The sequence below is a fragment of the Rhizobium sp. NPDC092011 genome (assembly GCF_044756305.1).
Lineage (GTDB): Bacteria > Pseudomonadota > Alphaproteobacteria > Rhizobiales > Rhizobiaceae > Rhizobium.
Genome location: NZ_JBIVSO010000001.1, coordinates 1,303,839 through 1,325,228, shown reverse-complemented (window position 1 = coordinate 1,325,228; position 21,390 = coordinate 1,303,839). Strand labels below are relative to the sequence as shown.

Annotated in this window: 25 protein-coding genes; 8 read left to right on the top strand and 17 right to left on the bottom strand. The window is 60.8% G+C overall.

Annotated features, from left to right (window positions below; all coding sequences use genetic code 11):
- The first annotated feature begins 5 nt into the window (after positions 1–5).
- From hpaI to ACIQJ2_RS06060, 4 genes are all read left to right on the top strand, one after another.
- Positions 6–812 (top strand): 4-hydroxy-2-oxoheptanedioate aldolase, encoded by an 807-nt coding sequence (gene hpaI, locus ACIQJ2_RS06075; protein ID WP_400667834.1) that lies wholly within the window; start codon positions 6–8, stop codon positions 810–812.
- 170 nt (positions 813–982) lie between these two features.
- Positions 983–1,771 (top strand): SDR family NAD(P)-dependent oxidoreductase, encoded by a 789-nt coding sequence (locus ACIQJ2_RS06070; RefSeq protein WP_400667832.1) that lies wholly within the window; start codon positions 983–985, stop codon positions 1,769–1,771.
- Positions 1,772–1,788: 17 nt separating this feature from the next.
- Complete coding sequence (locus tag ACIQJ2_RS06065; protein ID WP_199148281.1) at positions 1,789–2,568, top strand: MoaF C-terminal domain-containing protein; 780 nt, start codon at positions 1,789–1,791, stop codon at positions 2,566–2,568.
- Between the two features lie 11 nt (positions 2,569–2,579).
- A complete protein-coding gene (locus ACIQJ2_RS06060; protein WP_199148280.1) occupies positions 2,580–2,969 on the top strand; it encodes a nuclear transport factor 2 family protein in 390 nt (129 codons plus the stop codon).
- Between the two features lie 37 nt (positions 2,970–3,006).
- On the opposite strand, the gene ACIQJ2_RS06055 is transcribed toward ACIQJ2_RS06060, so the two are convergent.
- From ACIQJ2_RS06055 to ACIQJ2_RS05990, 14 genes are all read right to left on the bottom strand, one after another.
- Positions 3,007–3,951, bottom strand: coding sequence for a helix-turn-helix domain-containing protein (locus tag ACIQJ2_RS06055; RefSeq protein WP_400667829.1), 945 nt, complete (start codon positions 3,949–3,951; stop codon positions 3,007–3,009).
- A 10-nt stretch (positions 3,952–3,961) separates the two neighbouring features.
- Positions 3,962–4,678, bottom strand: coding sequence for an SDR family NAD(P)-dependent oxidoreductase (locus ACIQJ2_RS06050; protein ID WP_400667827.1), 717 nt, complete (start codon positions 4,676–4,678; stop codon positions 3,962–3,964).
- Positions 4,679–4,693: 15 nt separating this feature from the next.
- Complete coding sequence (locus ACIQJ2_RS06045) at positions 4,694–5,410, bottom strand: ABC transporter ATP-binding protein (RefSeq protein ID WP_400667825.1); 717 nt, start codon at positions 5,408–5,410, stop codon at positions 4,694–4,696.
- A 1-nt stretch (position 5,411) separates the two neighbouring features.
- Positions 5,412–6,116, bottom strand: coding sequence for an ABC transporter ATP-binding protein (locus ACIQJ2_RS06040; protein ID WP_400667823.1), 705 nt, complete (start codon positions 6,114–6,116; stop codon positions 5,412–5,414).
- Positions 6,113–7,150 (bottom strand): branched-chain amino acid ABC transporter permease, encoded by a 1,038-nt coding sequence (locus ACIQJ2_RS06035; protein WP_400667821.1) that lies wholly within the window; start codon positions 7,148–7,150, stop codon positions 6,113–6,115. Before ACIQJ2_RS06035 ends, ACIQJ2_RS06040 begins: the two co-directional genes overlap by 4 nt.
- The gene (locus ACIQJ2_RS06030) at positions 7,147–8,013 is read right to left on the bottom strand and encodes a branched-chain amino acid ABC transporter permease (protein WP_199148274.1); all 867 of its coding nucleotides are present in this window, start codon (positions 8,011–8,013) and stop codon (positions 7,147–7,149) included. Before ACIQJ2_RS06030 ends, ACIQJ2_RS06035 begins: the two co-directional genes overlap by 4 nt.
- A 170-nt stretch (positions 8,014–8,183) precedes the next feature.
- Complete coding sequence (locus tag ACIQJ2_RS06025; protein ID WP_400667818.1) at positions 8,184–9,437, bottom strand: ABC transporter substrate-binding protein; 1,254 nt, start codon at positions 9,435–9,437, stop codon at positions 8,184–8,186.
- 58 nt (positions 9,438–9,495) lie between these two features.
- The gene (locus tag ACIQJ2_RS06020; protein ID WP_400667816.1) at positions 9,496–11,091 is read right to left on the bottom strand and encodes a GMC family oxidoreductase; all 1,596 of its coding nucleotides are present in this window, start codon (positions 11,089–11,091) and stop codon (positions 9,496–9,498) included.
- A gap of 3 nt (positions 11,092–11,094) precedes the next feature.
- Positions 11,095–12,501 carry an aldehyde dehydrogenase family protein gene (locus ACIQJ2_RS06015; protein WP_400667814.1) on the bottom strand — a complete coding sequence of 469 codons (1,407 nt, stop codon included), beginning with the start codon at positions 12,499–12,501 and terminating at the stop codon, positions 11,095–11,097.
- A gap of 102 nt (positions 12,502–12,603) precedes the next feature.
- Positions 12,604–13,590 (bottom strand): helix-turn-helix domain-containing protein, encoded by a 987-nt coding sequence (locus ACIQJ2_RS06010; protein ID WP_400667812.1) that lies wholly within the window; start codon positions 13,588–13,590, stop codon positions 12,604–12,606.
- A 97-nt stretch (positions 13,591–13,687) separates the two neighbouring features.
- Complete coding sequence (gene hpaR, locus ACIQJ2_RS06005; RefSeq protein ID WP_246762050.1) at positions 13,688–14,209, bottom strand: homoprotocatechuate degradation operon regulator HpaR; 522 nt, start codon at positions 14,207–14,209, stop codon at positions 13,688–13,690.
- A 131-nt stretch (positions 14,210–14,340) separates the two neighbouring features.
- The gene (locus ACIQJ2_RS06000) at positions 14,341–15,048 is read right to left on the bottom strand and encodes a GIN domain-containing protein (protein ID WP_400667810.1); all 708 of its coding nucleotides are present in this window, start codon (positions 15,046–15,048) and stop codon (positions 14,341–14,343) included.
- 33 nt (positions 15,049–15,081) lie between these two features.
- Positions 15,082–15,654, bottom strand: coding sequence for a DUF1700 domain-containing protein (locus ACIQJ2_RS05995; RefSeq protein ID WP_400667808.1), 573 nt, complete (start codon positions 15,652–15,654; stop codon positions 15,082–15,084).
- A gap of 2 nt (positions 15,655–15,656) precedes the next feature.
- Positions 15,657–15,977, bottom strand: coding sequence for a PadR family transcriptional regulator (locus ACIQJ2_RS05990; protein ID WP_199148267.1), 321 nt, complete (start codon positions 15,975–15,977; stop codon positions 15,657–15,659).
- Positions 15,978–16,147: 170 nt separating this feature from the next.
- Here ACIQJ2_RS05990 and ACIQJ2_RS05985 point away from each other — a divergent pair, with 170 nt between their 5' ends.
- Entirely contained in the window at positions 16,148–17,143 is a 996-nt protein-coding gene (locus ACIQJ2_RS05985) for an alpha/beta hydrolase family protein (protein ID WP_400667806.1), read from the top strand.
- Positions 17,144–17,231: 88 nt separating this feature from the next.
- Here the strand turns inward: ACIQJ2_RS05985 and ACIQJ2_RS05980 are convergent, their stop codons facing one another.
- Positions 17,232–17,873, bottom strand: a complete 642-nt coding sequence (locus tag ACIQJ2_RS05980) for a dihydrofolate reductase family protein (protein WP_400667804.1) — start codon at positions 17,871–17,873, stop codon at positions 17,232–17,234.
- A gap of 112 nt (positions 17,874–17,985) precedes the next feature.
- On the opposite strand from ACIQJ2_RS05980, the gene ACIQJ2_RS05975 reads away from it, so the two are divergent.
- The 3 genes from ACIQJ2_RS05975 to ACIQJ2_RS05965 all read left to right on the top strand — a co-directional run bounded on the left by ACIQJ2_RS05975 (position 17,986) and on the right by ACIQJ2_RS05965 (position 19,351).
- Positions 17,986–18,342 carry an ArsR/SmtB family transcription factor gene (locus tag ACIQJ2_RS05975; RefSeq protein ID WP_400667803.1) on the top strand — a complete coding sequence of 119 codons (357 nt, stop codon included), beginning with the start codon at positions 17,986–17,988 and terminating at the stop codon, positions 18,340–18,342.
- Positions 18,326–18,805, top strand: a complete 480-nt coding sequence (locus ACIQJ2_RS05970; RefSeq protein ID WP_400668681.1) for an SRPBCC family protein — start codon at positions 18,326–18,328, stop codon at positions 18,803–18,805. The genes ACIQJ2_RS05975 and ACIQJ2_RS05970 overlap by 17 nt, the downstream gene beginning before the upstream one ends.
- 147 nt (positions 18,806–18,952) lie before the next feature.
- Entirely contained in the window at positions 18,953–19,351 is a 399-nt protein-coding gene (locus ACIQJ2_RS05965; protein WP_400667801.1) for an NUDIX domain-containing protein, read from the top strand.
- Positions 19,352–19,408: 57 nt separating this feature from the next.
- On the opposite strand, the gene ACIQJ2_RS05960 is transcribed toward ACIQJ2_RS05965, so the two are convergent.
- Both ACIQJ2_RS05960 and ACIQJ2_RS05955 read right to left on the bottom strand, forming a co-directional pair.
- Positions 19,409–20,680, bottom strand: a complete 1,272-nt coding sequence (locus ACIQJ2_RS05960) for a CynX/NimT family MFS transporter (protein WP_400667799.1) — start codon at positions 20,678–20,680, stop codon at positions 19,409–19,411.
- Positions 20,677–21,354: a FadR/GntR family transcriptional regulator gene (locus ACIQJ2_RS05955; RefSeq protein WP_400667797.1), complete on the bottom strand. Its 678-nt coding sequence runs from the start codon at positions 21,352–21,354 to the stop codon at positions 20,677–20,679. Before ACIQJ2_RS05955 ends, ACIQJ2_RS05960 begins: the two co-directional genes overlap by 4 nt.
- Positions 21,355–21,390 lie beyond the last annotated feature (36 nt).

The window sequence follows — 21,390 nt, the reverse complement described above, 5'->3', positions numbered from 1 at the left end:
AAGACATGCCTGCGCCCAGGAACCTTTTTAAACAGGCATTGAAGGAAGGGCGGGCGCAGATCGGCCTCTGGCAGGCCCTCGCCAATGCCTACACGGTCGAAATCTCAGCGGGCGCCGGTTACGATTGGCTCCTGCTGGACGCCGAGCATGCGCCGAACGACGTGCCGCTCCTCGTCTCGCAACTGCAGGCGATGAAGGGCACGGCGAGCCACGCGATCATCCGCCCGCCGATCGGCGAGACCTGGATCATCAAGCAGATGCTCGATATCGGCGCCCAGACCCTGCTCATCCCGATGGTCGACAGCAGGGAAATGACCGAAACCATGGTGAAGGCTGTCAGATATCCGCCGCATGGCGTGCGCGGCGTCGGTGCGGCCCTTGCCCGCGCCTCCGCCTTCAATCGCATCCCCGACTATCTGCCGACGGCCAATGACGAGATTTGTCTGCTCCTGCAGGTGGAAAGCCGTGCGGGACTCGAAGCGCTCGATGCCATTGCCTCGACGGAAGGCGTCGATGGCGTCTTTATCGGCCCCGCCGATCTCGCTGCCGACATGGGCTATCTCGGCAAGCCGGGCGCACCGGAAGTGCAGGCGGAGGTCGAAAAGGCGCTTGCGAAAATTCAGGCGCATGGCAAGGCCGCCGGCATTCTGATCGGCGACCTTTCACTGGCCAAGCGCTATCTCGAACTTGGGGCGACCTTCGTGGCGATCGGCAATGACGTGACGCTTCTCGCCAATGCCACCACCAAGCTTCTGGATGATTTCAAGAAGGCTGAAGCAGCAAAGCCGCCTGCTGACGCGAAGGTTTACTGATCTCCGCAGACGCCTCTCACAGACCAGCGAGGGGCGTTTGCCAATCATGCGGTGGAGGAGCCGCGTGATCGGGCCCGTTGTGCACGCTCAGTCAAAACGGACTGCACAGCTGGACGCGACGCCAGCGAATGCATCGGCCATGATGCTCAAGAAATCCAAGAGGAGGAAACATGCGTTTCAAGAACAAGACGGCCCTGATTACGGGTGGCGGCACGGGTATCGGTGCAGCGGTCGCGCGCCGCATCCGCCAGGAAGGCGGCAATGTCGCGCTCGTCGGGCGCCGTCCCGAGCCGCTTAGAAGCGTTGCCGAAGAGATCGGCGCAACTGTCGTTGCAGCCGATGCTGCCGATGGCGCCGCGATGAAGGCTGCAGTGGAGAAAGTCGTCGAGACCTATGGCGGGCTCAACATCCTGATCGCCAATGCCGGCGGCCACGGTGTTGGACCGACAGTCAGCATGTCGGACGAGACATGGGATCTTGCCGTTCGTCTGAACCTCAACACCGCATTCGTCAGCGCACGCGAATCCCTGCCCCACCTCATCAAGAACAAGGGCAATATCGTCGTTCTTGCCTCGATCGCCGGGCTCTTTGCCGGACCGGATGCCGCGGGCTACGTCACCATGAAGCACGGCTGCATCGGTCTTGCGAAGTCGCTGGCGCGCGACTACGGCCGCAAGGGCGTTCGCACCAATACCGTTTGCCCCGGCTGGGTCACGACCGCCATGGCCGACGAGCAGATGGAATTCATCGTCGAGAAGTACAAGCTGAACAGCATCGAGGAAGCCTATGCGCTCGTCACCAAGGACGTGCCGCTCGGGCAGCCGGCGACTGCCGAGGACGTCGCCAATGCCGTCTGCTTCCTCGCTTCGGGTGAAGCTTCGATGATCAACGGCGCGGTCCTGACCGTCGACGGCGGCGCCGGCACAGTCGACCTGCCGACACTGGCATTTGTGGATTAAAGGGGGAGGAAATACACATGAACCAGAATCCAAAGGATTGGAAAACCTACGATCAGTTCGCCTATGGCATCGACACGAACCGCCTGCCGGCGACGGATGCCCTTGCCGGCTCGTCGCACAAGGTCGCCTTCGACGATGGCCGCAAGCTCGAGCTTGCCTTTGGCAAGGAAGACGTCAAATGGTCCGACGGCAAGGACAGCGCCACGGATAAGGCCGAAGTTATCGAAGTCGCGCCGAACACCTATTTCGTCGAAATCGTCTTTGCCGGACGCGCCAAGGAGGCGGAAACGCTGATCCTGAACGTTGAGACGCGTCGCGCCCTGTCGATCTACTCGATCGTTCGCGAGCTGAAAGATTCGGTCGGCGAGCCGCAGGTGGCACAGATTTTCCGTCCCGGCATCATTGAGGGCGGTGTTGTCAGCGGACAGGCTCCGGCTGAGAGCCGCGACCTGATCGGCCTCCGGGCACACTTCACCTACAGCCCCAACCATGTCTACGAGCACACGTACCTGTCGTCGCAGCGCTATGCCTGGCAATGCCTCGTCGGCGTTCAGCGCGGCCATGGCGACGTCGATCTGACCACCACCTACAAGTTCGACGAAAACCAGTACATCTTCACCTTCCGCGAATTCAAGATCGCAGTCGCATCGACATTCTTCTACAATTTCAATGACATGCGCTCCACAGGCAAGTTCCTCGGCATCACTGGCGACGGACGTATCCAGAACAGCCCGGCCGGTGCGTTCATCCGCAAGGCTTCGATGACCTACTACCTGCCCGGCCAGGAACCAGTGTGAAGGACAGCACGATGCGAACAGCTTTCGAAATTGTGAAGGCGCATTACGACGCCAATCTCCGCCGCGATATGGATGGCATGCTGGCCGACATCGCTCCGGATTGCCACTGGACCGAGATGGACGGTTTTCCCTGCGTCGGCACCTATGTCGGCCCGCAGGAGATCTTCAAGAACGTCTTTCAGGCGCTTGGCCAACTGTTTGACGGATACACGTTCACGCTCGAACGGCTCCTCGACGCCGGCAACGACGTGGTCGCCATCGGCGAGTACACGGGCACCAGCAAGCAGACGGGCAAGCCATTCAAGGCTCGCGTCGTGCATGTCTGGGGCGTGGCACAGGATAAGATCCGTCGGTTCGAACAGTTCACCGATACGCTTCGGGTGGTAGAATCGATGCGTTGATCGGTTGAGGCGGCCGGACCCGAGGTCGGGCCGCCTTTTATACGGCCGAGGCCCGCCGCCATTGCGACGGAGAAACACCGAAGCGGTTGCGGAAGGCTCGGGAAAAATGTGCGCTTGATGAAAAGCCGAGCGCAAACGCAATTTCGGATATTTCGCCCGCATAGCCTCCGGCATCCCGCAACTGTGCGGCAGCCCTCTCCAGGCGTAAATTCCAGATATAGTCCGAAGGCGTCAGGCACTCGACCTCGAATGCCCGATAGACATAGCGCACAGAGCAGCCCATACGGCGCGCGATCATTGTAATGGTCAGGTCCGGCCGCTCGACATTGCCCTCGATAAACTCCTTGATCCGCTGCAACAGCAGAGCCAACGGATTGGCAACCGGCCTTGCCGGCTGCGTATCTGCGCCGATCACGGTGCGAACGAGATCAATCATGGTCTGGCCGATGCCAGCGCGCCTGGCTTCATCGAGATGGCCGATCTCATGCATGGTTGATTCCATCAACGACAGCAGGATGCGGCACATGCCGTCCTGCTCTGCATGGGCTGTAAAAGGTGTCGACAGCCGCTCAATGGCGCTATGGGAGAGTGCATGCCGTGGCAACTGCAGCAGAAGTTGGCGCACGGGCGTGCTGTTGGTCAGCACGTAGGGCCGACGTGGGTCATAGATGACCAGAGCATCGGATTGCACCGGGGCACGCTGTCCGCCCTGCATCAGCGAGGCAGTTCCCTCCGTTTGCAAGATCAGCTTGATCGCGTCCGGATCATCGGGGCCCGCCGTGACGCGCTCACCGAAAACGACATGCCGTTCGGCCTCCAACCGGGTCAGCCGGCATGCACCGAGCATTGCCGACACCATGCGGCTTTTATTCTGATCGGCGGCGCCGAAATCAAGGCGGACATTGCCGAAGAGATTGCGGGCCAGACCGGCGAACTCACGCCCACCGGCGATGTCGACATGACGTTGAAGCGCTGCAGCCATGATAGAACCCTCAAGAGGTAAGATATCCGCCATCGACCGGCAGGCACGCGCCCGTAACATAGCGTGCCGCTTCCGAGGCAAGGAATATGATCGCATCGGCGATTTCCTCGGCAACACCCCACCGGCCGGCGGGGATGCGCTGGAGAATAGGTCCTGAAGCGGCCTCATCGGCGAAAAGCGCTCGACTGAGGGGCGTGACGATCCAGCCCGGTGCGACGGCGTTGACGCGAATACCGGCTTGCGCATATTCCTGCGCCAGCGATTTCGTCAGCTGCACGATCGCTCCCTTGCTCGCGGCATAGGCCGGTCGGTCTGCAGCGCCGAAGGTCGAGTACATCGACGCGATATTGACCATCGCCGAGCCGGCGCTCATATGCGAGCGCGCCAGCCTGCAGCAATCCATAACCGAGGTCAGGTTGATCGCCATGACCTCGTCGAACACGGCTTTCGACCATTCGCCACGATCGCGGCTGACCCCGGTGCAATTGACCAGAACATCGATCGTCCCGACAGATGCGAAGAAAGCGTCCAGCGCCCCCGGCACGAGCACATCTACCTCATGATTTTCGATCCGAGGCCCGGCGGGCGCCTTCGATGCGCCGAGACCGCAACTCACGACACGGGCGCCAAGCCCGGCAAAGCGCTGCACGCTGGCGGCACCTATGCCTGATGTGCCTCCCGTGACGACGACCGTTCGCCCGGCAAAAAGATCGGAGGAAAACGTCATGGCAGCTCCTTCCTGTCAGCTGGCAAGGTAAGCGCCGTGGAGAATATCCGGTTGCGCCTTCAAAGTGGCGGCGGAGCCGTTAAAGACGAGACGTCCGCGCTCCAGAACAAGTGCCTGATCGGCAAGGTCGAGGGCGAGGTTGGCGAACTGCTCGATCAGGAGAACGCCGATGCCGCCCGCCGCGGCGATCTTGAGCGCCTCGGCCAGCCGCTTCACGACGGCAGGCGCCAGTCCGAGAGAAAGCTCGTCTACGATCATGAAGCGAGGCTTGGCAACAAAAGCCTGGGCCATCGCCACCATCTGCTTCTGCCCTCCGGACAAATCCGACGCCGATTGCCGGCGGCGCTCGGCAAGCTCGGGAAATATTTCGTAGGCGCGCTCGAGCCCTTGCTTGCGGCCATTGGCCGACGGATCGAGGGCGGCCACGAGGATATTATCCTCCACGGAGAGCTGTCCCAGCACGCGATGGCCCTCCGGAACGAGTGCAAGACCCGCGCGGCGGATACGATCGGGCGCAAATCCATCGAGCGTGGCGCCATCGAGGCGCACCGAACCGCCACGCGGCAAAGCGCCTGCCATGGCCATGACGGTGCTCGACTTACCCGCGCCGTTGGCGCCAAGCAGCGTCGTAACCTTGCCGGCGGTCACCGAGAAGGAAACACCATGAATAACGCGCTTGCCGCCACGCTCGACGACAAGGTTTTCCACATGGACTTGTGATGTGTCGGTCATCTCAGAACTCCCCCAGATAGGCGCGACGCACATTGGGATCGGCCAGCACGGCATGGGTCGGCCCGAGCGCCAGCAGCTTGCCGTAGTCGAGCACCATAGTCTCACTGCACATGGAACGGATCAGATCGACATCGTGGTCGATGATCAGCACCTGTGCTCTGAATTCTGCCGGGATGCGGAGAACCAGTTCGCGAAATGCCTTGCCCTCCTCCTCGGTCAGACCGGCTGCCGGCTCGTCGAGCAAGATGAGTTTCGGGTTGCCGACCAAGCATTTGGCGAGCTCGACGAGGCGGCGCTGAAACAGATTGAGCGATTGCCCCAGCCGATCGGCAGCCGACATCAGACCGACGAAGGTCAAAGCCTGGTCCACGGCACCGGACCGATGCCCAACCGGCACGACATGGTCGGCGATCGCGGCGATGTTGCCGGCGACCGTCAGATCCTCGACAACCTGCTCCGTCTGGAACGAACGTCTCAGGCCGGCGCGTACGCGCTGAAGCGGCGACATCGACAACAGCGGCTGTTCGCCTAGCGACACCGTGCCCTGGATCGGCCGGACGAAGCCGGAGAGCACGTTTAGCAATGTGGTTTTGCCGGCGCCGTTCGGGCCGATAAGCCCGGCCACCGGAGCCGTCAGCACGGCGCTCAGCTCATTGATCGGCTTGACGCCGCCGAATTGCACGACGAGATTGTCGATCTTGATCATCGATCCCTCCCTCGGGAAAGCTTATCGCCGAGCCAGGCGATCAGACCGGATATCTGGCCGGCGATGCCGGTCGGGGCGGTCGCCAAGGCATGGAACAGCGCCATGCCGAAAATCCCGATCGTCACATAGCCGTCGATGCCAAGATCGGTCAGCAGCGCCGGCACTGCGCGCAGCAGAAGCCCGGCAATCAATGCGCCGTACCAGTTGAAGACCCCACCGACGATGGCGAGCGCGAAGAGATTGAGACTATCGAATGCGCCAAAGGCGCGGCCGTCGAGCTGGCCAACATTGCCGGCAAGCAGCCCGCCGGCGAGACCGGCCAGAAGGCCGCTGAGCGCAAAGGCCCATGCCTTGTAGATCAGGACATTGACGCCACTCGCAACGGCCACCGTCTCGCTCTTGCGGATGAGCGCCCAGGCGCGGCCTGGACGGGCAAGCTTATGCCACTGCGCAATCAACAACCCGATTGCCGCCGCCGCGCAGACATAAAGGAAGTAGGCAACCTCGCCATCGGCTATAACGGGTCTTGCCAGCATTGCGCGTCCGGAACCATCTGCCCGTCCAAGGAAGCCCGGACCACCGTCCGGAAAACCCCAGGCGCTAATGACGATCTGGAAGGCACCGGCCAGCATCAGCGTGACGAGTGCCAGATACAGGCCGCGCAGCCGCAAGGCAGGCACGCCGAATGCCAGCCCCACCACCGAGGCGACGATGCCGCCCGCGAGCAGGCTGACCTCGAAAGGCGGATGAAAGGCGTGGCCGATACGGAGCGTCACCCAGCCACCGACACCGACAAGCGCAAACTGGCAGAGCGAGACGAGGCCAAGCTGGCCGTAAAGAATGGCGAGTCCGGCGACGGAGAGCGACAAGGCAACGGCTGAGGTAGCGGCCGATAGCCAGAAAGAATTGGCAAGGAGAGCGACGACGAGCGAGAAGATGAGCATCGTCACCGGGACATGCAGTAGCTGCTTGGGCAGGCGCACCATCGTTGGGCCTTCGGCGTTGGAAGCGATTGTCTGATCCTGAACGGTCATCGGTCTTTCAACGCGGCTCTCGCCGTGCCTCCCAGGATGGTGACTGCAACGAGCGCGATGACGAAGGGAGCCGCCGCACGATAGGGCGATATCCAGGCGATCGGCGTCAGCACGGCCTCGGCTATACCGATGAGAATGCCAGCGATGGCCGTTTCCCAGAGCGAGCGCAGCTGGCCAAGGATTGCGGCTGCAATCGCCGGGATGACCAGCAAGGTCAGGAACGTTCCCTGCAACCGCACGAGATCGGCAAGCAGCAGGCCGGCAAGCCCTGAGAATATACCGGTGATGATCCAGGCGGCGGTTTCGGTATAGAGAATGCGTACACCCAGGATAGCGCTGAGATCGCGATCGTTGGCCAGGGCGCGCATATCGAGGCCGAGCCGTGTGCGGTTCAGCAACAGCGTGATCGCGACCACCATGACGACGGCGAGGATGATGGCGATGATGCGCGTATAGGTCAGACGCACGGCAAACAGGGTGACGAACATCTGGTCGGTCGGAAACTGCAGACGACGCGGCAGTTCACCCCAGATCACACCCATAATCGCAATTAGCAGGAGGGCGGGTGCCAGCGTTCCCACGGCGCGCACGACAATGTCGCGATGCGACAGCAGAGGCGCGAAGATGCGGCCGTACAGAAAGCTGATTGTTGTAGAGACGACGACCGCCGCCAGAATGGCAACCGCGAGCGGCATTTTCCACTCAAGCAGCTGCCAGGCACAATGGGCGCCAATGGCACCGAACGCACCGAACGCAAAATTGAGAACGCCTGTCGCACGAAACAGAACGACAAGGCCGACGCCGGACAATGCGTAGACGGCACCGATTCCCAGGCCGGAAATGACGAAGGGTAGAAGGTTCATGGATCGATCCTCTACGGCGCAGCGTGTCCTTCGGACACGCAAGGGACGCCGTAACATTCTAGATCAACGCATCGAGCTTTCCGAAAATCGGTCCCGGTTTTCGGGCCGATGCGTGTGGTCGCTCGGCTCCGCGGCGTCAGCGCCGCGGAGCCGATGGCAAGGGTCTGGGCTTAGTTGAGGCCGGCCGACTTTTCGAAGGCGCGGATATCCTTCAGTTCCGGATCCGGCGACGGGGCGCAATCGGAGACGACCTTCCACTTGCCGCCTTCGGCAACCGCCATGCGTGTCGTCGAATTGGCATTGTGACGTGTCTGGCCATCGCCGTAGTACCAGGGAGCGCAGAAGATATCGCTCTTGAAGTCCTTGATCTGCTTCACGGCGGCAGAGGCGGTCTCGCGATTGATGTTGGCCGGATCGAGCGTCATCAGCGCCTTTTCTGCAATGCGTGCGGCGAGATAGCCGGCCTGGGCGAAGGTATCGCGCGGGTCGGATTTCTGGCCGTACTGATCCATGACAGCCAGCCAGTTCTGATTGTCCGGCGTAGTGGCTTCGAGATCATTGAACTCCATGTTGACGTAGAACTTGCCGTCCCAGCCCGAACCGATGGTCGACGGAACCGAGAGATCGTAAGCCGAAGCAGCGCTGAGGAAGGTGATCGACTGGTTCAGGCCCTGCTCTTCGGCTGCGGTCAGAAGCGGCACGGCGACGCCCTTGGAGAGGCCGAGAACGATAATGTCAGGCTTGCTGGCCGCTGCCTGCAGGATGATGGAGGTGGCATCGGCAGAACCGGGGTCCATCAGGATCGTCTGTGCCGCAAAACCCTTTTCCTTGGCGAGCAAGGCGACGCCATCGCAGGACCATGTGCCGACATTGGGGATATTCGGAGCGATGCAGACAACCGACTTGGCATGAAGCTTGTCGAGCGCATAGCCCATCGCACCCAGCATGGAGACGCGCGGCCCGGCATTGGTCGGCGCGATGTTACCGGCGAAGAAGCATTCGCGCGGTACGCCGACACCCGCCAGCACCAGAATGCCGGCCTTTCTGTAAAGCTCGGCATTGGCACCGCATTCGACGTAGCTCGAATTGCCGACCATCAGCACTGCCTTCTGGTCATTGACGAGCTTGGCGGCCAGCTGCGCGGCGATCTCCGGATTCCACTGATCGTCCTCGATCATGTATTTGACCGGTCGGCCCTTGATGCCGCCATTGGCGTTGAGGCAATCGAAATAGGCCTTTGCCGCCTTGGTCGAGTTCGAGAAGTCGTCGGGGCCGGTCTTGCCGGTGATGGCGCCGATGATGATCGGTTCGCCGGTCGCGGGCTTGCCGCTATTGTCGCCGCAGGATGCGGCCGCATGCGCACTGAACGCCGAAACGAGCGTCAGGAAAAGGCTGATCGCCAGCCCTCTGAGATTGATAGGCATTCTCTCCTCCAGTTGTTGTCCCCGCTCCCCAGGGATCTTGATGCCGGCGATTGCAGGCTCAACCCGAAATCGCCTTTCCTGTCATGAAGGCGGCAGCCTTTGCCGCAATCATCATCGTCGGTGCGTTGGTATTGCCCGAAACCAGGGTCGGCATGATCGAGGCGTCGCAGACCCGCAGCCCCTCTATGCCGCGCACCTTCAGGTCCGGCCCCACCACAGCATTCGGATCGTCTGCCCGGCCCATGCGGGCCGTCCCGGCCGGATGGAATACGGTCTTGCACGATTGGCGGATGTAGTCCCGCAGTGCGTCCGGGTCCTTCTCGACGCCCGGCTTCGGCAGCACGCGACGCTTGACCAGCTTGGCAAGCGCCGGCGCATCGAGAATCCGGATCGCAGTTTCGACGCCGCGCACCAAAGTCTCGATATCTGACGGATCGGAAAGCAGATTGGCGTTGAAATCCGTCTGCTCGGTCGGGTTGGCGCTCTTTAACTTGATCCAGCCGCGAGAACGCGGCCGCAGATAGCAAGGCCCGATGCTGAGGCCGTGCCCAGGCTCCGGGTCGCGATCGATGAAGCCGATCAGCACCGGTAGCACGTGGAACTGCACGTCCGGCTGCCCCGTCCCTGACGTATCGACAAAACCGCCGCACTCGACAACGTTCGATGACAACAGGCCTCTATGCGAGGTCAGATAGCGCAGCATGTGGCCCACCGCCCTCAGCCCCTTGTCCTGGCCAAGGATCGAGATGGGCTCGTATGTTTCCCCCTGCACGGGCACTTCCAGGTGGTCCTGATAGTTCGCTCCAACGCCAGGCAGATCGGCGACGACCTCGATGCCGAGCGATGAAAGATGCTCCGCATCGCCGATACCGGATAGCTGCAGGATCTTTGGTGTGGCAATCGCACCGGCGGTCAGCGCAATCTCGCGCTCTGCCTTGAAGGTCGCGCCATCGAGCAGTTCGACCCCAACGGCCTTTCTTCCTTCGAACAGGATGCGAGCGACCTTGCGTTGCGTCAGCACGGTCAGATTTGGCCGTTTCTCCGCTTCGCGCAGAAAGGCCTGCGCGGAACTCCAGCGACGGCCGCCATGCGTCGTGCTTTGATAGAAGCCGACACCAGCCTGATCCGCGCCGTTGAAATCGTCATTGTGCGGAATGCCGATTTCGGTCGCAGCCTTGATGAAGGCCTCGCTCAGCGGATGGCGATGACGCGGATCCGAAACGTGCAGGCCACCCTTGTTGCCGTGATACTGGCCGTTCAATCGCTCATTGTTCTCCAGCGAACGGAAGGCCGGCAGCACGTCGTCATAGGACCAGCCCTGACAACCCATCTGGGACCACGTGTCGTAATCATTGCGATGACCACGAACATAGATCATCGCGTTGACCGAACTGCCGCCGCCAAGCACGTTGCCCTGCGGCGTAATGCTCGGACGCCCGTTCAAGCCCTTATCGGGGTTCGAGGCATAGGGATGGATATCGATGCCCTTGCCCAGCACCTTGAAGAAGGTCGCGGGGATGTGGATCCAGGGATCAACATCCCGCCGGCCCGACTCGATCAGCAGAACCTTATTCGCCGGATTTTCCGACAGCCGGTTCGCCAGAACGCAGCCCGAGGATCCACCGCCGACGATGATATAGTCGTAGGTCGCCATCGCTTAGCTCAGCACCGTCTGGATTGTCGTGAATTCCTTCAGCCCCTCAGCGCCAAACTCGACCCCCATGCCGGACTGCTTCACGCCGCCGAAGGGTGCGTTGGGCTGAATGGTGCCGTGCTTGTTGATCCAGACGGAGCCGCATTCGAGCTGCATCGCATAGCGCTTCGCCTTCTGGGCATCCGCAGACCAAACGGAGCCGCCGAGGCCCGCCGGATTCTGGTTGGCGCGTGCAATCACCTCATCGATATCGCTGTATCGGATGATCGGCAGTGCCGGACCGAACTGCTCTTCATCGACCAGCCGCACGCCATGGTCGACATCGGCAACGAGCGTGATCGGATAGAAGTATCCGGGCCGGTCCATCGGCGCGCCGCCGGTCAGGATGCGGCCGCCATTGGCACGCGCATCGTCAACGAGTTCACGCACCTTATTGAACTGCATTTCGTTTTGAATGGGTCCGAGAATGCTCGTCTCATCCAGACCATCACCGACGGCGATCTTGCCTGCGTAATCGGCAAGCCCGCGGCACACATCCTCATAAATGCTGTCATGCACATAGAGGCGCTTCAGCGCTGCGCAGGTCTGGCCATTGTTGATGAATGCGCCCCAGAAAAGCCCCTCGACAATGGCTTTTGGGTCAGCATCCGGCAACACGATACCCGCATCATTGCCGCCGAGTTCCAGCGTCAGCCGCTTCAGGGTCGCGACTGCCGACGCCATGACCTTCTTGCCGGTTTCCGTCGAACCGGTGAAGGTCATCTTGGAAATCCCAGGATGGGCGGAAAGTGCCGCCCCGATGCTGTTTTCGCCGGTAATGATGTTGACGACGCCGGGCGGAAGAACCTCATTCATGATTTCGACGAGGCGAATAGTCGACAAGGGCGTCAGCGGCGACGGCTTGATGACGACGGTATTGCCTGCGCGCACAGCCGGCACGATATGCCAGCAGGCGATCATCACGGGCCAGTTCCAGGGCGTGATCGAACCGACGACGCCGATCGGCTTGCGATGCAATTCGACGCGGCCTTCATTGTCGTCCTGAAGCACCTCAACCGGCAAGTCCAGTTCGGCGGTATGCCGTGTCCAGGCAAGTGCGCCACCGATTTCGAAGCGCGAACCGAGGCCATTGAGCGGCTTGCCCTGTTCCCGAGTCAGGATCTGGGCAAGCTCTTCCGCATGTTCGTTGATCTTCTCTGCGACCGCGCGGCAAGCGCTGGCGCGCTCTTCGTTCGAAGCCTGCGACCAGGTCTTGAAGGCTTCAGTCGCTGCGGCAACCGCCCTGTCAAGATCTGCTTCGCTGCCGAGCGGCATGTAGCCGACCACATCACCGCTTGATGGATTTGCGACCGGTGCATGATGGGACGTGGCGACATGCTCGCCGCCGATAAGCAGGGTATACTGCTTCACGATATTCTCCTCCCGTGACTTTCGGGAGGACTATGGCTTTTGCCACCAGACCCGTCTTGGGGAGAAACGCGCCTCGTCTTGGACTGGAGCGCAGACTGCGTTTCAGTCCAATCTATGCACTGGTTCGGCGGACCGAAGCAGCTCGCTCGGAGCGCAATCGAACAGTTCCTTGAAGCTGCGATTGAAATATGAAATATCGTTGAAACCGGCGGAATAGGCGACTTCGGCTATCGTTGTGGGGTTGCGCCGTTCCTTGAGCTGCTCGATCTTTTCGCGGGCAAAGCGCAGGCGCTTGTCGCGAATGACGGTCGTGCAGGTCATGCCCATGCCCTGGAAATCCTGCTGAAGGGTGCGGATCGACACGCCAAGCCTCGTCGCCAGCCATTTGGCATTGAGGTCGGTATCGGTCAGGTGCTTGTCGATCAGAATATCGACCATCTGCATGCGCCTGCTGGCGCTGTCATGCAGCGAGTTCAGACTGGTCGCCTGGGCGCTCGTCGACAGAAAGGCCTGACGGGTCGTGTCGAACATCAGCTGACGCAGATGCGGAGAAGCCACGTCATTTTCCGGCGTGGTCATTATCTTGGCGATCAGCGCCCGCAGCATCATCGCCATCGGGTCGGATGCGACGAGCTTGCGGGCCACGTCGAAATCGACCTTGCTGTCGGAATACATCAATTGCCGCGGCAAATGCAGCGAGAGATGATTGGAGAAGTGTCCACGGAAATAGAAGGTTGTGGGACGGGTGGAGTCGACGAGAATGCACTCGCCGACGTCAAGAATGTTCTGCTGGCCGGAATGCTCGACGCCACAGACACCTTCAAGCTGCAGGATCAGAAAAAGATGCTCACTAGCATCGCGCCGGATATCGTCCCAATCGCGATGGACATAATCGAGATCATTGGAGACGTGTGCGAACTCCATGCCGCACACATCGATGCGGCTTGCCATGCCGACGACACTATCGCCGCGCGTCACGGTATGCGGGTTGAAATTCCCGCAAATGCTCCGCAAGCCGTCCGCCCATTGATCATAGGGCGTGGGCGACCAGCTCCGTTCGATGAGGCTGCGATTCTGCAACAGGTCCAACTCTGCCTCCCAACAGTATCAGCGCTGATGAAGACTGCTACAGTTCCTCCGGTCCGTCAATTAAATACTTAACACATTAATGAAATTGAGCATGCATTCACTCTTCGCCGACAGAGCCGTTCTCAAGCTTCAGCGACGCCAGTTCCTGCAACATGTCGAGGAGCTGCTCCACGCGCTGCACGCCGAAACGGGCATCGATGTCGGCATAGACTTTCAGGCTCTCCGGCATGACTTCCGTCACGAGGGTCTCACCCGCCGGCGTGATCTGCAAAAGCACCCTGCGGCCGTCTGCCTCGTCCTTGTGCTTGGTGATGAAGCCACGCTCCTCAAGCAGCCGTATCATCCGCGTCAGGCTCGGCGCCAGAATGGATGCCTTGTCAGCCAGCTCAGTGGCATCAAGTTTGCCGCCCTCGTAGAGGACACGAATGACGCGCCATTGCTGTTCGGTGACGTCATGCGCCGCCAGGATCGGCCGGAAATGGCTCATGACCGCTTCGCGAGCGCGCAGCAGCCCGATCGCGAGAGAACGTCGGGGTTCTCGCAGAGGCCGCCTGGGCTTTACAGCCTCGGTATCGAATGCTGATGTCTGTCCGGCGTCGCTATCTGTCTTGTTCGGCATTGTTTCCGCATATTTGCTAGCATCACATTCCCATTGATTAACATGAGAATTTTTCAAAGCAAGGTGGCCGGGAGAGCAAGCCTCATCCGACGGCAGAAACCATCATCCAGCTGCGCGCCCATCGAGGCAGGCTACGGCACCTGCACGAGGCGGCCGCTACCTCTGATCTCGGAACGCCGCAACACCGGACGCCCGTACAATTCGATATTGCCGCTTCCGCTGATCGATATGTCGGCATCGGCCGCTGCAGCGACCTGCGCGTCACCACTGCCGCGAATTCTGATCTTCACGGATTGCGCGGCCAGGTCCTTCAGGCGCGCCGTACCCGAGCCGGACACGTCCAGATCGACGGATCGAGCACTGCCGGCGGCCTTGACGCTGCCACTGCCGGAAATGCGCAGGTGCAGATCGTCCTGATCGAGTTGCGACAAGACAAGGTCTCCGCTGCCGCGAACCTTCCAATCAGTGACGAGCGGCCCGGAGAGGGTGACATCGACTTTGGACATGGACCAGCCCGGATTGCAATCGAGGCTCAGCTTGCCGTCTTCCAATCGTACATGGTCGAGAAGCGCTGAGTTGCCGCTGATGACAGCCTCGGCTTTGCCACCAGGCTGGTATCGAACGGAGGCAGGCATATCGATTGACAGGCGGCCATCCGAATTGAAAGGCAGGACGATCTGCTGCTTGCCCGATCCCGTTGAACCGCACGTGGATTGTATGCCATCCCACCAGTATCGGGCATTGGCCAGATCCGGTCCAGAAAGTCCAAAACCCACCGCAAGAAAGACAAATGCGCAAATCAATCCGGCCGTCGCGACGGTCGCCAGTTTCCGGTTCATTGTCCATTCCTCCAACAATATGCAGCGCACCGATCAAACACGATTTTCGGTTGCTTGCGCCAAGCGAAAATGCAGCCGGGCATACCGCCCGAGCATGCGGATACCGAGGCTAAGTCCCATGAGCAGCAGTGCGCCACCCCCCACGAGGACACTGACCAGCCCAGCCCCGATAAGGAGGCGTGCCAACATGCCGACACTGGGCAGGCCGATGTGAAAAAACACGGTCGTGAACACGATCTTCAGACCAACAATGCCGATCGCAAGGAGCGCGATTGCAAGACCGAACGTGACAAAGACCGCAGCGAACAACAACGGCAACAGGAAGAAGATATCGACGATGGCAAGCCCGGCCAGTGCCATCATCGCCGCCAGAAGGTTCGGCACACTCCAATGAGCCTCGAAACGGCGCAGTCCTGCATCCGCCCGCAACTCTCTGGCTATTCTGGCTGGATCGCCCAGTGCGGCCACGACGTCTTCATCACTACGACCAGAGGCCCCGGATTCGGTAAAATAGGCGGTGTAATCGGCAACGATGTCATCGATTTCGTGAGGCGGAAGCCCGGCAAGGCCCAGTCTCAGCGCACGCAAAAAAGCATCCCTGGTCATGGCTATTCCTCAAGAAGTTTGTCGACAGCGCCAGCAAGCGCGCGCCAATCGCGACGATGCGCCTCGAAAATCGAATGACCCAATGGCGTAAGCCGGTAATATTTGCGCGGCGGCCCGTTGCTGGACTCGACGATACGGGTCGCAACCAGGCCGTCATTCTGCATCCTGCGCATCAACGGATAGATCGTCCCTTCCCCCATTCCAACCGCCGCGACCAAGGTGCTGGCGATTTCATAACCATAGCTCTCGCCGCGCGAAAGCACGGCCAGGACGCATAGATCGAGAACGCCTTTTCGCAGTTGGACTTGGATCGAGTCGGTCATGAATGCCTCAGCTTTACAAGTTAGATATAACAAGCTATCTGTTTATGCAAGGTAGTGAACCAACATTCGAGGCCCTCGCCCCATGGCGGCGCCGTTGCGACAGTCCAAGCTCGCGGGCCGCGCCGTTGCCAGCGCCTGATGCAAGCCCCCCCGCCAGAAGGAATTGCGCAATGATCCACCGCAGCCTTGCCCTCGCAGCCGCCCTCTGCCTTGCTGCATCGTTGTGCCAGGCGGCGGGGTTCAAGTTCATTCGAATTCCGGCCGACGCCGGCGGCCCGGAAATCACCGGGGCAATGTGGTCACCCTGCGCTGGGGCGTCGACGTCGATGAGAATAGGAGCTTTAATATTAGCAGCGACGCCGGATTGTCCGATCATGGGCAAGGATCTGCCGCTCATCGTCATTTCACACGGTTATGGCGGCGACTCGCTCGGCCACCGGGACACCGCCCAGGCGCTGGCGGACGGAGGCTTCATCGTCGTCGCTATCAATCATCCACATGCGAACTACGCCGACATGAGTCAGGCAAACGGCATGGGCGTGCTGGTCGAACGACCGGCCGACATCAAGCGCACCATCGACTTCATGCTCGGGCCATCGCCCGACGCAGCAAGCATCGATCCGCGCCGTATCGGTTTCTACGGATTTTCCCAGGGCGGCTACACAGGACTTGTGGTTGCCGGCGCCAATCCCGACCTAAGCCAACTGCCGCCGCGCTGTGTGAACCCGAACGTTACAGACTGCCCGTCTGTCGAGCAAAGGCGGCCTTTTCAGCGAATCCAGCTACCTCGGACCTGGACACACGATGCCCGCGTTAAGGCGATGGTGATCGCCGACCCCTTGAGCACTGCTTTCTTGAACGCCGACAGCGTGAAAGACGTAAAAATTCCGCTTCAGCTCTGGGGGTCTCAACTCGGCGGCGGCCAGGATGCAGAGCCTGAGAACGTCGCAAAGCTGGCGCATGAGCTGCCGGACAAACCAGATTTCCGGGTCGTCCCTAATGCCAGGCACCTGTCGTTCCTGACGCCCTGCCCGGACGTCAAATCAGCAACGAGGCCCTCCTGCGGCGACGCTCCAGGCTTCGATCGCGCCGCGTTCCACAAAGAGTTCAATGCCGAAGTCCTCGCATTTTTCCGTCAGCATCTGACGGATCAGCGCCAGCCTTGACGAGCCGCATAGATCGGCTCTCCACCAAAAACCGGGATCATGGATCATCCGCTGATGACCCATGATCGCGCCACGAGCGGGCGTGCAGTCAGCGGCGAAACGTCAGATGGATGGTGCCACTCGGCGCCGTTTCCGATTTGACCGAGTAGCCGGCCTCCAGGCCACGCAGATCGTCCCACAGGCGGATGCCGCGTCCGAGCAGGATCGGCGTGATCGCAACATGAAGCTGATCGACAAGACCTGCCTTCAAGAACTCACGAACGACTGTTGGGCCGCCGCCAACCCGGACATCCTTTCCGCCCGCTACCTTTTCCGCCCGCTGGAGCGCGTCGATCGGCGTCGTGTTGACAAAATGAAATGTAGTGCCGCCGGCCATTTCCAGGAAGGGTCGAGCGGTATGCGTGAGTACGAAGACCGGAACCCGGAAGGGTGGCTCTTCGCCCCACCAGCCACGCCAGTTCGGGTCGTCGGGGAAGTTATGGAGCCCGAACATGCCGGCACCCATGATTTCGGCACCCACATTCTCGAAATATTCCCTTGCATAGTCGTCATCGATGCCGGTGGTCCCGGCCCCGCTCATATCCTTGAACACGCGCTCTCTGAAGGTTCGCGTTGCGGTATATGCGCCAACAAGACGCGGCCAGTCTTCGCCGAAGGGGACTTCGGGCGTCTGGTCCGTCGTTGTCGCGAAACCGTCAAGCGAGATCATGAGATCGACACGAACTGCCATTGGAGTTCTCCTTGTGAGTGGTTGCTTAGCCGCTCTCATCTTAAACGGACCGATTAGTAAGGCAAGTACCTAAGTTTCTTGACCGACGCCCCAATTCGTTTTAGGAAAACACATGCCCTATCATTCGACCCCTCTCGATCTCGCCTTTCACGCTCTCAGCGACCCGACCCGCCGTGCGGTGGTATCGCGGCTAGCCGAGGGCGAGGTTCCCGTCTCCGTCCTGGCCGAGCCCTTCGACATGGCATTGCCCTCCTTTGCGCAGCACCTGAAAGTGCTGGAGGATTGCGGGCTGATCGCCAGCGAGAAGCGCGGCCGCAGCCGCTGGTGCAGGCTGGTGCAGGCACGGTTCGACGAGGCGGCAGACTGGATGGAGGCGGAGCGCCGACGCTGGAGCGAGCGGCTGGATCGGCTGGAAGTCTATTTGGACAAGACGAGAGAGGATGACGAAAAACATGACAAATCCGTTTGATACCTGGGCGCTGGACCGCGAAATCGTGCTGGTGAAGGTGCTCAAACACCCGCGGGAGAAGGTCTTCGCCGCGTGGATGGACCCGCGAGCGCTGGCCGAATGGTATGGCCCGACCAGCCTTAAAATCGAGAACCACGAAGCCGATATCCGCGAGGGCGGGGTCTGGCGGTTCGACATGGTGGGTCTGTTCGAAGGACAAGAGCGACGCTTCGCAAATCTTGTGCGCTTTCTGGAGATCGTGCCGAACGAACGGATAGTGATGGATCATGGGACGCCCGATCCGAGCGATCCCGATCGGTTCCGGACTACGGTGACTTTCGATGAGCAGGCCGACGGCAAGACGGTTCTGACCATGCGTCAGCTCCATCCCACCCCCGCACGCCGTAAAATCGTCATTGGCTTCGGCGCGGTCGAATACGGGCTGCAAACGCTGGATGGTCTCGCAGACTGGCTGGAGGCTTGAGCATTTGGCAACGATGCCGCGCGCGACCACAGCAATCAGCAGATCACGCTGCGCTTGATCTCGTAGCGTGGATCCCGATGAAGCGGATGGCCACATGCGGACGTGATGGTGATTGAAACCGGATCGCGAATCCGATCAGATCGTGACATGACGAAAACAATAAGGATAGCTGCGGCTCTGCTATTGCGCCGCAATGGAGATACGCTGCTCGTGCGCAAGCACGGCACCACGGCTTTCATGCAGCCCGGCGGCAAGATCGAGCCGCATGAAGCGCCGGAACAGGCTCTTGCGAGAGAGCTATTCGAGGAATTGGGCCTTGAGATCGACACCAAGGCACTGACGTTCCTGGGTCAATTCCGGGCGCCAGCCGCCAATGAGCCAGGGCATATCGTCGTCGCCGACGTCTTCCGGCTTCAAGTCGGCGATACCACAATCACCGCTGCGGCAGAAATCGAGGAGATCCGCTGGGTATCGCCCGCCCATCCAGGCGCCATATCCATGGCGCCCTTGACCGAACATCACATCTTGCCGCTTCATCGGCAATGAAAACCCTCTACAGCATCGGCCTTCGAATTCAGTCACCCCCACCAAAGACTCTTTGGACTAAGGTGCCTCCGTGGTCTTGGCGTTGACGGTAATTGCGCGCCCGGCAAACCAGCCATTGATGGCGGCACAGAGGCCGAGCAGGACGAACAAGACGGAGCACCAGGCAAAGCTGCCCGTCCAGCCATGGATCATGCCGACAATAAGCGGGCCGATGGCCGCAAGCAGATAGCCGACAAATTGCGCCATGCCGGAAAGATGAGCGGCGACGTGGGCATCCGGCGAACGCAGCACGATCACCGTCATCGCCACGGCGATCAGGCCACCCTGCCCGACGCCTTGCAACACCGCCCAGAACCAGACTGTCCAAAGCGGTGCGAAGAGAAGGCCCAGCAATGCTATGACCGCGATCGCGCAAAGCGTGACGTTGATCACGCGCTGATCCCGGCCTTTGACGGCGATGTGGGGGGCAACCAGACATGATGCCGCCTGAACCATTACGGAGACGGATACGATCGCGCCCGCCGTCACGCCATCAAGACCACGTTCGCGCAGGATCGGAACGAGCCAGCCGAAGACGCAATAGGCGAGCGCCGACTGCAAGCCCATGAACAGCGTCACCTGCCAGGCGATGGGATCTGTCCACAGACCGGTAACGCGAAAGCCGGTGCGACGGGCCTGGTTGCGCGTTCCTATGACCTGCGGCAGCCAGAGGAGCGCGACGGCCAAGGCCGGCAAGGCCCAGGCGGAAAGCGCGCCCCCGAGCGACCCGCCAAGCGCGTGCTCGATGGGGAGTGTCAGCCCTGCAGCACTTGCCGCTCCGGCACATAGCGCCATCGTGTAGCAGCCCGTCATCAGTGCTGCCTTGTCTGGAAAGTCGCGCTTGACGACGCCAGGCAAGAGCACATTACCGATAGCGATGCACGCGCCAGCAAGCGCAGTCCCGAAGAACAGCATGGGAATAGAGGGCAGGCCGCGCAGCGCAGTGCCAAGGGCGAGCAACAGGATCATGCCCAGCAGGACGCGTTCCGTCCCCAGTCGCTGTGCAAGCCTTGGTGCAAGCGGTGAAAACAATCCCAGGCAGACTACGGGCAAGGTCGTCAGAACACTCGTCCCGAAAGAAGACAGGCCAAGCCCGGTTCTGATCTCTGGCAGAAGCGCCGATGCGCTGGAAAAGACCGGCCTGAGATTGAAGGCAATCAGGACAAGGCTCGCGCCCAGAATGAATCTGCCGATCGGCGTTTTCCCCTTATGGGCTTCCGGTGGCGGAATTTCATCGGCCTCGGCGTCGATAAGATCGACGGAGGCTGGGTTTTGCAACGAGGAGGTCATGATAGCAACAACCGATCAAGAGTAGCGATAACGGGCGCCATGAAGCGACGCACAGCGGCATCGGCCGCCTCGGGATCGCCGGCTTCGATGGCGTCGACGACCTCGATATGCGCCTGCATGTCAGGCTCGGGAATTTCTGCGTCGAGCGTCGCCTCGATAGTCTCAGCAATCGACATCGAGAAGAAGTCGTAGAGCTCGACCATCGCCATATTGCGCGATGCGGCAACGACGGCTTTATGGAAAGCAAGATCGCGCTCGATGAAGCCCAGCTTGTCTGCCCCGCCATAGTTTCCGCGCGCAGCGAGCAGCGCGCGCAACTGCGCAATCACCTCGGGAGTGTGACGCAAGGCGGTCAGCCGCGCGGCTTCGACCTCAAGCGCCAACCGCGCTTCGAATTGATCCCGCAGTCCGGCGCGACGCGCCATATCCAGCGGCCGGCCGAAATCAGTGGTGGAGCGGACGTAGGTGCCGGATCCCTGGCGTGTCTCCAGATAGCCTTGCGAGGCCAGCACGCGCACCGCTTCGCGGATGGTGCCGCGGCTGACCGAAAGCATCGAGGAAAGGGAGGCTTCATTCGGCAACTTCTCGCCGACGCTCCAGCGCTGGGCAATGATTTCGCTGCGGATTGCCTCCACGGCAGTTTCCGCCAGCGTCGTTTTGGTGAGGGCGCGCATGGTTCAATTTCATCAAGTCATCAGATGACTTTACAA